The sequence below is a fragment of the Rhodococcus sp. 3258 genome (assembly GCF_031456475.1).
Classification (GTDB): domain Bacteria; phylum Actinomycetota; class Actinomycetes; order Mycobacteriales; family Mycobacteriaceae; genus Rhodococcoides; species Rhodococcoides fascians.
Genome location: NZ_JAVDUT010000014.1, coordinates 64733 through 79173 on the forward strand (window position 1 = coordinate 64733; position 14441 = coordinate 79173).

The window sequence follows — 14441 nt, forward strand, 5'->3', positions numbered from 1 at the left end:
TCGTGCACAGTTCTCGGCGAACTCACGAGTTCGAGTTGGGCAACAACGCGCGGACGGCATCGATGGTGTCCGCGGTGGCAAGGTTCTTGTCCGGTCGGTATCGCAACACTCGGGCGAAACGCAGCGCCACCCCGCCCGGATAGCGCGAGCTGACCTGCACTCCGTCGAGTTCGATTTCGACTATCAACTCGGGCCGCAGGTACACGGTGTGCTGATCTCGCTCGCGTTCGTGCTTCGGGAATTCCTCCGTCTGCCACTGCAGCAGCACATCGGTCAGGCCTTTGAACGTCTTGCCGACCATGATCGGTTCACCGCCGTCGGGATCGCGGGCCCCCAGATGCAGGTTGGACAGAAAGCCCGTCCGTCGGCCGTATCCCCACTCCGCGCCGAGAACAACGAGATCGAGAGTGTGTTCGGGTTTGACCTTCTGCCAACTCTTTCCGCGCCGGCCTGCCGCATACGGGGCGCTCAGGGCCTTGAGCATGACTCCCTCGTGCCCGGCATCGAGCGCAGCATCGAAGTGGGCAGCCGCCCCGTCGGCGTCGGGCCGTACGGCACTCGGAATCCGATGTCCCGGCGCCACCTTGTCGAGCGCTGCGAGACGCTCTTCGAGTGGAGCGTCGAGCAGATCGACGCCGTCGAGATGCAGACAGTCGAAGAAGTAGGGCTGCAGCAACAATTCGTGTGCGCTCTCGGCACCGAACCGGCTCATCGTCTCCTGGAACGGACGCGGCCTGCCACTGTCGTCCAGTGCGAGTGTTTCGCCATCGAGGACCACCGACTCGCAGGGAAGTGCACGGACCAGTTCCACCAGCTCGGGCACACCGGCGGTGATATCGCGCAGGGTGCGCGTGTAGATGCTCACGTCGGATCCCGAGCGATGCACCTGAATTCGGGCACCGTCCAGCTTGTACTCGACCGTCACATCCCCCGCCAGCTGCTCCCAGGCACCCCGAAGAGACTCCGCCGGCGACGCCAGCATCGGGCGAACCGGCCGACCGACTTCGAGTCGAAAGGCGTTCAATGCCTCGACACCACCGGTCATGGCGGCGACGGCAGTGGCAGACAATCGACCGGACAGCATGAACGCGCGCCGCACCGACGCCTGCGGCAGAGCTGTGGCAGCGGCGACAGCGTCGACCATGATGCCCTCGAGCGCACCTTGCCTCAGCTCGCCCGTGACCAACCTGATGACGAACGCACGCTCGTCGGCAGTGGTCCGCGAGAACAAGTCCAGCAGCAGGGCCGAACGTCGCGCAGCCGAACCAGCGCCCGACGTCGCCGCCACCTCGGACAACTTCTCGTCCACCTCGGCAACCGTCAGTGTCGACTCCGAGGCGGACGGGACATCCAGATCTGCGAGTGTGCGCCAGCCGACCCCGATCCGTCCCTGCGGCAATTCGCCCGACAACCACGACACCGCCGGTTCGATGTCACCCGCCTGTGCCTCGGACAGCACAGCACCGAGCTCCTCGATCTTGACCTTGCGCGAACGCGTCGCGGCCACGGCCCGAGAGGTTTCGACAATCCTGGACATCAGCACTCATCGAACATAACCGCACCCACCGACTGGCCTACCCAACCGGGTCATTCCGCAGGCTCCACTCCTGCCTGACATTCAATTGTTACCGCTGTGACTCCAGCGGCCGGTGTTCTTGCTGTTACGTTCGATGCATGCCTGTGACGTCCCGAGCAGGAGTGAAGCCTGCGGAACGACCCGGCGGCGGGCCGGCGACGGGTCAGCTGAATCCCACCACCCGGTCGCCCCAGGCAGCGCGCATGTCTCCGTCGGGATCGTCGACGAGCGTGTCGGACGTATCGATCACCAGAGTCCATCGATTCTTCTCGGTGTACGGGGCCCAGTGCTTGGACGCATCCAGCGCGGCCGGTACTCCGTACCGCGCGAAGGCCAGCCACCGCCGCTGCATCCGGGCCGACACCGCCATCGCCGGTTTCCGACCCCCCAGCCAGAAGGTGGGATCTCGGTTGAGAGTTCCGAAATTGCCGAACACGTACGGCAGTTCGGTCGCGTGGCCGGCCCCTACTCGCGCGGCCTTGAGCATCGGCGTCGCGTGATCGAAACGGTACATCCAGGTCGGCGAATGCCTACTGTGCCCGTCGGCGATCCACAGACTCGGCATGACGAAGCCTGCGTCACGCGAGATGGCCTGAGCCCCAGCAGGTTTGTTCCTGTCCGGGTAGGCGGCCATGATTTCTGCGATGCGCGAGGCGGGCATGTCCGCGTGATCGTGCGCGATGGCCCGGAACATCTCCGAGACGGTGTCGGATGTGATCGGCATCAACGGGGACTTCATGAACCGGAAGATCGAGGGCTCGTCGTGATTGGTGCCGATGATCAACGGAATTCTGTGCGACAGACCTTTCTGGAAGGCCGCGACCGGATAGCGGGGCACGATGTCTCCGTCGACGACGGGCGAAAGCCCCAGTGTCCCAGGCACTGTGGTCGGAATCTCGTAGCAGAGGGTGTCCCCCGCGGTGACCAGTCTGCTGAAGTGCATCTCGAGCAACTCGCCGACGTCCTCGCGGTCGACCCCCACGAGCTCGAGGAACCGGGCGGCCACCGCAGCGCCGCGTTCGGGACCGTACACGGACGTGGCCGGGGCACTTTGCACGATCGCTCGATGAAAGAGCCCCTCGGCCTTGGGCGAGGTCATCAGAGTGGTGACCGACGCGCCCCCGGAGGACTCGCCGAAGACGGTGATCTCGTCGGGGTCCCCACCGAAGGCGGAGATGCACTCCCGGACCCAGTGCAGCGCCGCAATCTGGTCGCGCAAGCCGAGATTGGTCTCGAAGACGTGTTCGTCGGTGGAGAAGGACGACAGATCGAGAAAGCCGAATGCGCCGAGACGAAAGTTGATCGAGACCACGACCACGTCGCCGTTCTCGCTCAGATGTCGCCCGTCGTACACCTGTTGCGCGGACGAACCGAGCGAATACGCGCCGCCGTGGATCCACACCAGCACCGGACGCAGTTCGCCGTCTGGCCGTGGTGCCCACACGTTGAGCGACAGGCAATCCTCGGAGATCGACAACGACGGATCGATCGGGACCGGGCTGTCGCGGCCCTGCAGTGCCATCGCACCGAAGTGCAGACCGTCGAGCACGCCGTTCCACGGCTGCAGGGGACGCGGTGCTCGAAACCGCAACTCACCCACCGGCGGCGTCGCGTACGGAATACCCCTCCAGGCGACTGTCGGCGATGCGTCGGCCGCAACCGGGTAGCCGAGAACGTCGCCGTACGGCGTGCTCACACGCACGGTGGAGTCGGACGTGGTGTCGTCCATCGCACCTCCCTTCGGGTCGTTGCTCAACGTACCAACTCCATCCCCGACGCCGGCCCGCTCGAAACCCCCGGCAGCGCTCCCATCGAACCGAGGAACGAGTCATGAAGAGAATTGGATCCGCCCTGGCGGCGGTCGTCGGAGTGTGCCTGTTGTCTGCCTGCGGTTCGGGCGGCGGAGGTGACGGACCCATGGCGACGGTCATCACCGACCGCCCCCAGCCGATCACGGCGGTTCCGACCACCGACCGTGGCCTGCCGTCGAGCAGTGTGCCTTCCACGCCGTCCTCCACGACACCGTCCTCCACGACACCGTCCAGCACCACGAAGACCACGCCGAGTGCCGTTGCGCAGCAAGCGAACCCGACACAGTACGCGGGCAAGGCTCCGGGCTGGTACTACTTCACGAGCCCCAGCGGCAAGTTCGAGTGCGGTATAGCCGTACAAGAGACGTCGATCGCCGGTTGCCACGGCTCGCTGCCCGACTCGGCCCCCGAGGTGACCGACAGTGCATCCTCCGACCGGGTGAAACCCAATTCCGTGCAGATTATCGCCGGCTCCCCCGCGAAGTTCGAGAGCCTGGGCGATCCCAAGTTCCACCGATTCGACGGACCCGCGGCGGCACTCCCGTACGGCGAAGAACTCACCGTGGCGGGTAGTGGATCCACCAACGGGCTTCGATGCAGCGTCGACGAGCAGACCGGAGTCACCTGCACCGATCAGGTCGGCCACGGTTTCACCGTCTCGGACGACGATTTCGACCTTCGCTGACGGCGTCGTTCGCGCGGCGAAAGACCAGGCGTAATGTCCCAGGACGGTACGACAATCCCTGCCGTACGGTCTCCCCAGCGGCCGGCGCCCGCGCGCGGCCAGAAGGTGCATCACACATGAATCAGACCTCGGACCGTCACACAGCGAAGGTCATCGGCGTCAGCGTCGCCGCCGCTGTAGGCGGCTTCCTGTTCGGCTTCGACAGTTCGGTCATCAACGGAGCTGTCGATTCGATCGAAGACCACTTCTCTCTCGGCTCGTTCACCACCGGCTTCGTGGTTGCGATCGCCCTGATCGGCTGCGCGATCGGTGCCTGGTTCGCCGGTAGCCTCGCCGATCGCTGGGGCCGCAAGAAGGTGATGCTGCTCGGCTCGGCCCTGTTCGTCATTTCCTCGGTCGGCTCCGGGTTCGCGTTCAGCGTTCCCGATCTCATGCTCTGGCGTGTGCTCGGCGGTCTCGGCATCGGCATCGCGTCGGTCATCGCACCGGCCTACATCGCCGAAATCGCGCCCGCCAAGTGGCGTGGCGCGCTGGCCTCGCTGCAGCAATTGGCGATCACCATCGGTATCTTCGCTGCCCTGCTGTCCGACGCCCTTCTCGCAGGTGCGGCCGACGGAGCCTCCAACGACCTGTGGTTCGGTGTCGAAGCGTGGCGCTGGATGTTCCTCGTCGGTGTGGTCCCCGCTCTGGTCTACGGAATCCTGGCCACCCTGATCCCGGAGTCACCCCGCTACCTGGTGGGTCAGCATCTGGACGAGGAAGCCGCCGCGGTTCTGGCGAACATCACCGGCGAGCTGCATCCCGACGAGCGAGTGCACGAGATCAGGCTGACGCTGCGCAAGGAGGCCCGATCGTCGTTCGCCGACATCCGTGGCCCCAAGTTCGGTCTGCAGCCGATCGTCTGGGTGGGCATCACGATGGCCGTCCTGCAGCAGCTGGTCGGCATCAATGCGATCTTCTACTACTCGACGACGCTGTGGCGGTCGGTCGGGTTCACCGAGGACCAGTCGTTCACCACCTCGGTCATCACCGCGGTCATCAACGTGGCCATGACGTTCGTGGCGATTCTGTTCGTCGATCGCATCGGCAGGCGCAAGCTGCTGATGGCGGGGTCCATCGGAATGTTCGTCGGACTCGTCATGGCGTCCGTCGCCTTCTCGCAGGCGACCGGCAGCGGCGACGAGGTCAGTCTGCCGTCGCCGTGGGGTGCGATCGCGTTGGTCGGGGCGAATCTGTTCGTCATCTTCTTCGCATCGACCTGGGGACCGATCATGTGGGTCATGCTCGGCGAGATGTTCCCCAACCGGATGCGCGCCATGGCTCTCGGTATCGGCACGGCTGCGAACTGGATCGCCAACTTCGCTGTCACGCTTGCTTTCCCACCACTGACGTCGTCCGTCGGACTGTGGGTCATCTACGCCGGCTTCGCGCTCTTCGCTGCGCTGTCGTTCCTCTTCGTCAAGTCCAACATCCGCGAGACCAAGGGCATGGAGCTCGAGGACATGCTGGGCTAGACCCAGGCCGAGGTGAAGGGGCAGTAACACCGGCACATGGTGACCGGTGTTACTGTCACTGACGTTCTGACACGGGGTGTGTCCGCCGATGCGGATGCTGAGATCAAACCCGCCGAACCTGATGCAGGTAATACTGACGAAGGGATGTCAAGGCGATGACGCCTGTTGTATCTGCGGACCCGGTCCGCTTCACCGATCGACTCTGGGACGCATCCGCGCACATCAGACGCGCGATCGACGATCTCGAATTCCTCCGCCGGCTCGGTGCGGGAACCCTTCCCCTCGACGCGTTCCGTCGATATCTGGAACAGGATTCGCTGTATCTCGGTGGCTACGTGAAGTCGCTGTCCCTGCTGGCAGCGCACGCGCCGACACCGGTGGCCGGAGCTTTCTGGGCCGGCGCTGCAGCGAGCGCGATGGACGAGGCCGCCTCGCACGAGGCCATGCTCACCGGAGACGTTCTTCCCTCCTCCACCGAGAAGCCGACGCCTTCACCGGCATGCCTCGGCTACACCTCCTACCTGACGGCCGTCGCCGCGACCGAGCCGTATCCCGTTGCGGCGGCAGCTGTTCTGCCGTGCTTCTGGATCTACGCCGACGTCGGCCGCTCGCTCGCCGGAGCGGCGACGGCCGTGCTCGCACGCGATCCCGGTCATTCCTACGCACAGTGGGTGGCCAACTACGACGCACCCGAATTCCATGCCATCGTCGATGCCGCAAAGGGCTTCGTCGACGACGCGGCCGACTCTGCGACGGAACTGCAGCGTGAGCAGATGATCGACGCCTTCGTCGTTGCGTCGAGGTACGAATTGATGTTCTGGGACAGCGCATTACACCCCACTCCGTGGCCATCGACCGAGAGCCCGGTGCACGCATGAGAACGTCTCGACTGCTCACGGTGATGGTGGCGACGGTCCTCGCAACCACGGTGATGGCCGGCTGCTCGCAGTCGACGGATTCCGACACCATCCGTTTCGCCCTCGACTGGACTCCCAACACCAATCACACCGGCCTCTACGTCGCCCTTCAGGAGGGCTACTTCGCCGACGCCGGGCTCGATGTGGAAGTACTGCCGTACAACAACACGGCCGCAGACACGCTGGTCGATGCAGGCAACGCCGAATTCGGTATCAGCACCCAGAGTTCGACGGTCTTCGCCAGATCGGCCGGCGCCCGGACCGTGTCCGTCCTCGCACCACTGCAGCACTGGGCCACCGGCATCGGAGTGCGTGCGGATCGGGACGATATCGCGAGCCCACGCGCACTCGACGGCAAGGTCTACGCCGGTTTCGGTGAATCCGGCGAGCAGGCCGGACTCCGCCAGGTCATCGAGAACGACGGTGGCACAGGCGAATACGAGACCGTCGTGCTCGGCACATCGGCCTACGAGGCGGTGTACTCCGGCACTGCGGACTTCACCGTGTCCTACCTCGCGTGGGAGGGCATCGAGGCGGAGCACAGCGGAACGCCGATGAAGTACTTCGATTACACCGATTACGGGTTCCCCGACGCCTACGCCATCACCATCAACGGGAACGAACCGTGGCTGGCCGCACATCCGGACGAGGCGAAGAAGTTCGTGCAGGCGCTACAGCGTGGCTACCAACTCGCAGCGGACGATCCGGACAGGGCGGCTCAGGATCTGATCGACGCCAATCCCGGTACGTTCACCGACGAGTCGTTGGTGTTCGAGAGTCAGAAGATGCTCGCAGAGAAGTACATGAAGGATTCCGCGGGCGAGGTCGGACGACAGAGCATCGACACGTGGACCGCGTACTCGAAGTTTCTCTACGACAGCGGGGTACTCACCGATCAGAACGGTGCACCGCTGAGCGCCGAACCGGACTGGTCCACCTATTTCACCGATGACTACCTCGGCGATCGATGAGCCGGTGACCGCCGAGCGAGAAACGTTCTCGCTCAGCGGTGTCCGAGCTTCGTTGCGGTGGGCATGGCCCGCGGTGACCGTCGTCGTCCTGTCGATCGCGGTGTGGCAGATTTATGTCGAGGTCAGCGGCATCAGGCCACAGGTACTGCCCTCCCCCGGCCGCGTTCTCACGCAGGGCTGGGCCCAACGCGAGGCGATTGCCGAGAATGCCGCAGCGACACTGCAGGTGACACTCGTCGGGTTCGCAGTCTCTCTCGTGCTGGCCTGGCTGCTCGCCATCGCCGTGGACTTCTCCCCGTGGCTGCGCCGTGCGTTCGTACCCTTGTTCGTCGTCTCGCAGACACTGCCGATCATCGCCATCGCACCGCTGCTCATCATCTGGTTCGGGTTCGGACTGTTACCGAAGATTCTCGTGATCGCACTGGCGACGTTCTTTCCCATGGCCATCGGGCTCATCGAGGGGTTCGCCGCCGCAGATCGCGACGCGCGAGCCCTCCTGGCCACCATGGGGGCCGGCCGCTGGCAGCAGTTCCGCTACGTACGGCTGCCGTCGGCACTTCCTCGATTCTTCACCTCGCTTCGCATCGGCATCACCTACGCCGTCGTCGGTGCGATCTTTGCCGAATACGCAGGAGCCACAGCAGGACTCGGTATCTACATGAGTCAGCAGAAGAATTCGTTCCGTACCGATTTGGTTCTTGCAGCCGTTGCCGTCACCGCGGTGATCAGCGTGCTCCTGTTCGTCTCGACGTTCGTGGTCGAACGCGTCGTCGCCCCGTGGGCACGTCAAGGGTCGGCGGGGCACAATGTCTGATCTCGAGCACAGCATCGACATCTCGGCTCTGAGAAAATCGTTCGGCGGAAAACCGGTACTCGACGGCGTGTCGTTCGGCGTCCGGCCCGGTGAATTCGTGTCGATCATCGGTCCGAGCGGGTCGGGCAAGAGCACGGTGTTCAACATGCTCGCCGGCCTCGATACACCCGATTCGGGCTCGGTCCGAGTCCCGCCGTGCGCGTACATGCCGCAGAAGGACCTGCTGTTCCCGTGGCGATCGGTGCTCGACAACACCTCGCTCGGCCTCGAAGTACAAGGCGTCGCCAAGAAGGAGGCACGAGCGCGGGCACGCGAGTTGTTCCCGGTGTTCGGTCTCGACGGGTACGAGTCCGCTCGCCCGTCCGAACTGTCCGGGGGCATGCGGCAACGAGCAGCACTGCTGCGCACCGTGGTGCAGGGACGGTCGGTGTTGCTGTTGGACGAGCCCTTCGGGGCATTGGACTCGTTGACCCGTAGTGACATGCAGGCCTGGCTGCAGCAGGTCTGGTCGGAGTTCAGGTGGACGGTGCTGATGATCACCCACGACATCCGCGAGGCGGTCTACCTGTCCGATCGGGTGGTGGTCCTCTCGCCACGACCCGCCCACGTTCGACGGCAGGTCGACGTACCGCTGCCTCGACCCCGGGAGCTCGAGATCGTGACGACGCCACAGTTCGCCGCCGTCGAGAAGCAGTTGATGGATGTTCTGTCGAGCACGCCGAACCATTGACCGAGTCGATGCAGGGATCAGTCGACGCAGGGGATGCCGCCGTTGCTGTGCACACCCTGATCCGGGGCGGCCGGTAGATCCTGGGACGGCTCGGGTACGGCTACCTCGAGCGGTGGTGGTGCCGGATCCGACGTCGGATCGAGGGCTGCGGGTGCCGGCTGCGCGGGACCGATCAATCGCGCTGCCTCGGCTCTGATGGCGTCGACGTCGACGAGATTGACGTCCTGACCGTCGACGGTGTCGTAGCCCGTGATCGGCAGCGTGTAGAAGTCGATATCACCCTTCATGACGGCACCGGCTCCCCCGGCAAGGCCGATCGGGTCGAGGCCCGCGTCGATGACGATGTCGTTCTTGGTACCCGCGATCAGCGCACGCAATTCGCTGATGTTCGCCAGCACGCCGGATGCGCTGAGCTTGGCCATCACCCCGGCCACGAACGCCTGCTGCCGCTTGGTTCTGTCGAGGTCACCGTTGTCGAGTCCGTGCCGTTGACGCACGAAGGACAATGCCTGAGTCGCGCTCAATTCCTGCGCACCCGCAGGGAAGTCCGCACCCGAGTACGTATCGTGCACCGGGTTGTTCAGGCAGACCTGGATCGGGCCGACTGCCGTCGCCACGTCGTAGAAGCCCAGAAGATTGACTTCCGCGAAGTGATCGATCGGCACATCGAGGAGATCGCGAACGGCCGTCAGCGTCGAGCGGCGGCCCGCCTCGCGTGCCCGACGCTCACGCTCGGCCGCGTCGGTGACACCCTCGTCGAGCAATTGGGTGTCGGCATCGGCCTTGGCGAGCCCGTAGGCCTCCTTGATCTTGCGCTTGCCGTACCCGGGAACGTCGACGTAGTCGTCGCGCGGTATCGACAGCGCTGTCGCTCGTCCACCGCCGGCCGGAAGATGCACCAGCAGAAGCGTATTGGTGTTGTATCCCCCGACGTCGCTGTCACCGGCATGCAGGGTGTCGGTGACGAACGCGGCCGGCAGATCGTTGCCGTCCATGTCCTTACGACTGTCGAGCCCGATCAACAGAATGTTGGTGTCGGCACCGTTGACATCCGGATCGTTGTTCGCGATACCGTCGAGCGCATCGGAGGTGGTCAGTCCGGTGGTTGCCTCCCGGTAGACCGCGAATCCGACGCCACTGACTGCGACGGACGCCACCGCCGCCGTCGCGACGAGCACCCGGCCGATCCGCAGCGCAACAGCGTGGTCGCCGGACGGACGCGCCAACCGGTGGCGTCCTGGTCCACGTTCGATGCCGCCACCAGGGCCGTTCGGTTGCACCCTGACAGGCTACTCGGCTCTCACACGGGCGAGATCGTGCCCAGACGCCGCGCGAGCTCGTCGACGGCCGAGAATGCCGCGTCGAGGCTGGCCCGAGCCTGCGGAATCTTCGGTGCCAGACCGGCAACCCGCTCGGCAAGGGTCAGGTCGATCGGGACGAAATGCACGTCCATGCCCAGTGCAGCGCCGAGAACCTGCCGCAGCTGCCCCGTGGTGTGGTCGATCGACGCTGCCTCCGAGCCCGGGGTGTACTCGTTCCCCCGACTGGTGACCACAACCGCAGGCTTGCCGACGAGTGGTGCTGTGTCGCCGTCGAACGGCACCGTGATGCCGGGAACGTGCACGTAGTCGATCCACGCCTTCAGCGTCGACGGGATCGACCAGTTGTACATCGGCGCACCGATCAGTACGACGTCCGCGGAGATCAGTTCCTCGATCAGCTCGACCTGAAGAGCCTCGGCTGCCGCGTCCACGGTCTCGTCGGCAGTCCGCAGGTGCGGTGCCCAATGCAGTGCCGAGGTCGGCAGATGTGGCAATGCATTGACGTGCAGATCACGGCGAATCACCGAATGATCGGTTCCGATGGTGTGCCACGCGTCCGAGAAGTGGGCTGTCACCCGACGGCTGATCGAACGGGACAGGTCGGCAGACGAATCCAGGTGCAACAACTGCGGCACTGAAACACTCCTCGGATGGTGGGTGTCCCGAGCCTAGGCGAACCGGACGCTCCTATCCTGGTCGGATGGACTTCCGATTCGTCACCCGCGCGCTGAGTTCGCGCTCCGCCGCACGAATCACGACGGCACTGCACGAGAACACGGACACGGACGTCGATGTCCGTCTCGGCGGAGTGTCGGTGGACCTGGACGACTCCGCGCGCGCTGCGGTGCTCGAACTGCTCACCCAGCTGGCCACCGCCAGGGCTGTGGCCATCGGAACCGTCGAAGAACTGCTGACGACCTCGCAAGCGGCAGAGGTACTCGGTGTCTCCGACACCTACGTTCGGCGCTTGGCCGACGCCGGAGACCTACCGATCGAAATGCGTGGCACCCACCGACGCTTCCGGCTGGAACACCTTCTGCGACACCGTGATCGATTTCGCTGACGTGCTGCGGTGGCCGATCAGCCGGCCTCGCGCTCGAACTGCTCGGACTGCAATGTCATGAGGTCACGAAACGCGTGGCCGGCCGCACGCCACAGCTGTTCCGCATCGATGTAGTCCACGCCGCGAAGGTCGACGTCTCCCAGATACGCCCCGACGTCGACCGACAGCATCCCGATCACCGACGACACCTCTGCATCGAGGTACGTCACCCGCGTGTTCTGGAGTTCTCGAAACTGCGTCGAGAAGAACTCCGCCGGAATTCTCCGATCGACGAACTGTGCGATGAGAAAAAGGAAGCGGGACGAATGAGCGGATGCCGCTCGGTATGACTGCTCCATGGTGAATACCTCTCCCCACGGTCGACAGCACCCCTCGCACTGTCGACCGTCGAGCTCGCTGAGACCCGAAACCCGATGCACAGACGAACTCTCGAGCATCGATTCGACCCAGCGATTGAAACAGGGAGCTCGTCGTACAAGCGCTAGGTTAATCAGACACTTCGACGGTTTCCGCACGTTGCGCGAAGTTGGTGAAAGCTCACAAGATCACCGCGTTCACCTGCTAGTTCTTACTGAAAGGAACCGAGAGGGGCGCGATCGGGAGTGTCCAACTGCCAGAACTGCCAGCCGTCCCGCTCCTCGACATCTCCACTGATGTGCGTGGCGACGGCACTGGCGGCGACGGACGGGTTGTCGAACCGTCGACCCTCCATCGGCCCGGCCGTGATTTCCAGGCGCTGAGTCTGCGGGTCGAATCGCCCACTGAGCCGGTATCCCTCGCAATCGGCCACCACCCGTACCCGGTTGTCGATCACTTCCTCTTCGACGACGACCTTGGACTTCCGCGTTGCTTTGACCCTGGGCGTGCGAACCCACGTCTGCTCGGGTCCGACGTCGACGGACGTGTCCAGGGTGGCGCTCAGTCCCAGCAGTTCCCAGCGTTCACTGCCGTGAGCCACCCTGTCGACTGCAATGGCGTGATGCCCGGTTCGCGTCCGTAGCGGCGAATCCTGTACCCACAGATCCACTTCTCCACGAATATCCGACGCCATCTCCTCGGAGGACACCATGTAGAACCGCGGTTCCTCGGTTGCCAGGTCCACGAACACCCAGTACGACGACCCCGTGTCGTCGCTCTCGAGCGACTCGTCCTGTCTGCGGGCTTTCCAGTCGCCCGTCACCTTCGATCGCACCCGCACGATGCACGAGGACTTGCCGTCCATAGACCAGACCTGAACGGGATTGCGACGCGAGGTGGTCAGACGCTCCGCGCGTCCACCGCGCTGCGCGACGGTTCTGATGAAAGCCTTGATTCCCCGGTCGGATGTGTCTTCCACGGTTTGCCGCCTTAAGCCTCGAGCGCCCCGTACTTATGAAGAGAGGTGTTGCGACGGGTGGCGCTCGCACGACTCGGTTTCCCTCAGCCTACTGCGTCGATGCGTGCTCGAGTAACTACCGGAATTTCGCCGTTCGGCTGCCGGTTACCGTGGAGACATCGAACACTGCCAGGAGGTACCGCAATGCCGGTGACGATCACCCATGACACCGCCGCCCACCGATTCGAGATTCACGTCGACTCGGAGCCGGCCGGGTACTCCGAGTACTTCGAGTCGAACGGCGTCCGAACCTTCCACCACACCGTGACACTGCCTCGGTTCCGCGGCCGAGGGCTGGCCGCCGCGCTCACCGAATACGCACTCGACGACACCAGCACGCAGGGCCTCCAAGTGGTCCCTGCGTGCTGGTTCGTGCGCGACTTCATCGACGCAGCCGGCGATCGATATTCACATCTAATCAAACGATGACCGGTCAGCGATTTGCCGAGACGAATCCGGACCCGATACCGGATTCAGAACTGTCACCGTTTCCGGGTGTTCCCTCGTCGTTTCCGGGTGTTCCCTCGTCGTTTCCGGGTGTTCCCTCGTCGTTTCCGGTAGTTGTCTCGTCCGATTCCTGAACGGGTTCGATTTGTTCTTGTGCCGCAACACTTTCCGCAACCCGCTCGGCTGCTACGCGACACCGTTCGTAGTTCTCGACACCCCGGGCAACCCGTTGTCGATGTTCACTCAAGACATATTCGTAGTACATCTGTTCTCCTACAGAAAGAATGGACGCCTCACACGGAGCACAGCCGTGCGGCGCAAAATAGTCGACGTGTCGTTGTCGAGGCTCATCGGCCTCGATCCGCGAAAGCTCTACTCAGAGAGCGTGATCGGCAATAGCCACGGACCGCGTGTAGACGACGCCCCGGCCTGCCCGCTCGAAATTTGCTGCCATTGTCCACCTCCACGATCGATGCGGCGTACCCGTACGACGATCATGCACTGCCGAGGCATCGAACTCCACTGATTAAATTCGGCACTCGAGAATTGTTGTGCAGCTAGGCGTTCCAGGGGCACTCGAACGAGTGGTGGAGTGTGGCCCGACTACTTCGATTCGATCGGTCGGTAGGCCTTCCCGGTATTCGCAAACGCGCGCGCGTTTGTCAGGTGCGCGCGGTCTGGTGTCGCTGTTCTGCTCGCGTGTGGCAAACGCGCTCGCGTGTGCGAACGGAGTGGGGTGGCGTTTCAGCGGGCGACACGGTTGGGGATCACCGATCCCCTTTGTCTGCGCGATGCGCTCGCGTATGCGACGGGGGGTGGGTGTTGCGAGTGAACGTCCGGCACTGTCGGAGGCGACGTGGTGCCGGCACCTCTGGTGCTATGCGAATGCGCGCGCGTTTGTCGGGTGCGCGCAGTGTGGTGTCACTGTTCTGCTCGCGTGTGGCGAGTGCGCGCGCGTTCGCGCCCCGGGGGCGAGGGGGCGGGCGGTCCGTATGGCGATGATGGGACTGGGGGTGCAGAAGTCGATGCCTGCGCATTCCGGCGCCTACGCATTCCGCTTGACCGCCTGAATCCTGTTGCGGCTGTGCATGGTTTCGAATGCAAAATGCCCCTGACCGTGAGGTCAGGGGCATTTTGGGATGTTGTGTTCGGCGGTGTCCTACTCTCCCACACCCTGTCGAGTGCAGTACCATCGGCGCTGGAGGGCTTAGCTTCC

14 protein-coding genes and 1 riboswitch are annotated in these 14441 nt (G+C 64.2%); of the genes, 8 read left to right on the forward strand and 6 right to left on the reverse strand.

The features are described from left to right. Positions 1-22: 22 nt before the first annotated feature. Complete coding sequence (locus J2X62_RS24960) at positions 23-1543, reverse strand: ATP-dependent DNA ligase (protein ID WP_027497953.1); 1521 nt, start codon at positions 1541-1543, stop codon at positions 23-25. Positions 1544-1739: 196 nt separating this feature from the next. Then, positions 1740-3305, reverse strand: a complete 1566-nt coding sequence (locus J2X62_RS24965) for a carboxylesterase/lipase family protein (protein ID WP_310184161.1) — start codon at positions 3303-3305, stop codon at positions 1740-1742. 101 nt (positions 3306-3406) lie between these two features. Here J2X62_RS24965 and J2X62_RS24970 point away from each other — a divergent pair, with 101 nt between their 5' ends. The 6 genes from J2X62_RS24970 (at position 3407) to J2X62_RS24995 (ending at position 9018) form a co-directional block, all read left to right on the forward strand. After that, complete coding sequence (locus tag J2X62_RS24970; protein WP_201011532.1) at positions 3407-4072, forward strand: hypothetical protein; 666 nt, start codon at positions 3407-3409, stop codon at positions 4070-4072. A 116-nt stretch (positions 4073-4188) separates the two neighbouring features. Beyond that, entirely contained in the window at positions 4189-5586 is a 1398-nt protein-coding gene (locus J2X62_RS24975; protein ID WP_310184163.1) for a sugar porter family MFS transporter, read from the forward strand. A gap of 62 nt (positions 5587-5648) precedes the next feature. Beyond that, a riboswitch (TPP riboswitch) is annotated at positions 5649-5748 on the forward strand. Beyond that, a complete protein-coding gene (locus J2X62_RS24980; RefSeq protein WP_310184165.1) occupies positions 5742-6464 on the forward strand; it encodes a TenA family protein in 723 nt (240 codons plus the stop codon). It overlaps the preceding riboswitch by 7 nt. A 23-nt stretch (positions 6465-6487) precedes the next feature. After that, positions 6488-7474, forward strand: a complete 987-nt coding sequence (locus J2X62_RS24985) for an ABC transporter substrate-binding protein (RefSeq protein WP_052073693.1) — start codon at positions 6488-6490, stop codon at positions 7472-7474. Further along, positions 7452-8288: an ABC transporter permease gene (locus J2X62_RS24990; RefSeq protein WP_032365545.1), complete on the forward strand. Its 837-nt coding sequence runs from the start codon at positions 7452-7454 to the stop codon at positions 8286-8288. Before J2X62_RS24985 ends, J2X62_RS24990 begins: the two co-directional genes overlap by 23 nt. Beyond that, on the forward strand, positions 8281-9018 hold the full coding sequence (locus J2X62_RS24995; protein WP_094652242.1) for an ABC transporter ATP-binding protein: 738 nt from the start codon (positions 8281-8283) through the stop codon (positions 9016-9018). Before J2X62_RS24990 ends, J2X62_RS24995 begins: the two co-directional genes overlap by 8 nt. Positions 9019-9035: 17 nt before the next feature. Here the strand turns inward: J2X62_RS24995 and J2X62_RS25000 are convergent, their stop codons facing one another. Further along, positions 9036-10298 carry an LCP family protein gene (locus J2X62_RS25000; RefSeq protein ID WP_310184167.1) on the reverse strand — a complete coding sequence of 421 codons (1263 nt, stop codon included), beginning with the start codon at positions 10296-10298 and terminating at the stop codon, positions 9036-9038. 20 nt (positions 10299-10318) lie between these two features. Next, entirely contained in the window at positions 10319-10975 is a 657-nt protein-coding gene (locus J2X62_RS25005) for an FMN-dependent NADH-azoreductase (protein ID WP_027497962.1), read from the reverse strand. 65 nt (positions 10976-11040) lie between these two features. On the opposite strand from J2X62_RS25005, the gene J2X62_RS25010 reads away from it, so the two are divergent. After that, positions 11041-11403 carry a helix-turn-helix domain-containing protein gene (locus J2X62_RS25010; RefSeq protein ID WP_310184170.1) on the forward strand — a complete coding sequence of 121 codons (363 nt, stop codon included), beginning with the start codon at positions 11041-11043 and terminating at the stop codon, positions 11401-11403. A gap of 17 nt (positions 11404-11420) precedes the next feature. On the opposite strand, the gene J2X62_RS25015 is transcribed toward J2X62_RS25010, so the two are convergent. Beyond that, a complete protein-coding gene (locus J2X62_RS25015) occupies positions 11421-11741 on the reverse strand; it encodes a colicin immunity domain-containing protein (RefSeq protein WP_027497963.1) in 321 nt (106 codons plus the stop codon). A 230-nt stretch (positions 11742-11971) separates the two neighbouring features. Beyond that, positions 11972-12739: a hypothetical protein gene (locus J2X62_RS25020; protein ID WP_032368807.1), complete on the reverse strand. Its 768-nt coding sequence runs from the start codon at positions 12737-12739 to the stop codon at positions 11972-11974. A 183-nt stretch (positions 12740-12922) separates the two neighbouring features. Between J2X62_RS25020 and J2X62_RS25025 the strand changes: the two genes are divergently transcribed. Further along, complete coding sequence (locus J2X62_RS25025; protein ID WP_310184172.1) at positions 12923-13207, forward strand: GNAT family N-acetyltransferase; 285 nt, start codon at positions 12923-12925, stop codon at positions 13205-13207. The last annotated feature ends 1234 nt before the right edge of the window (positions 13208-14441 follow it).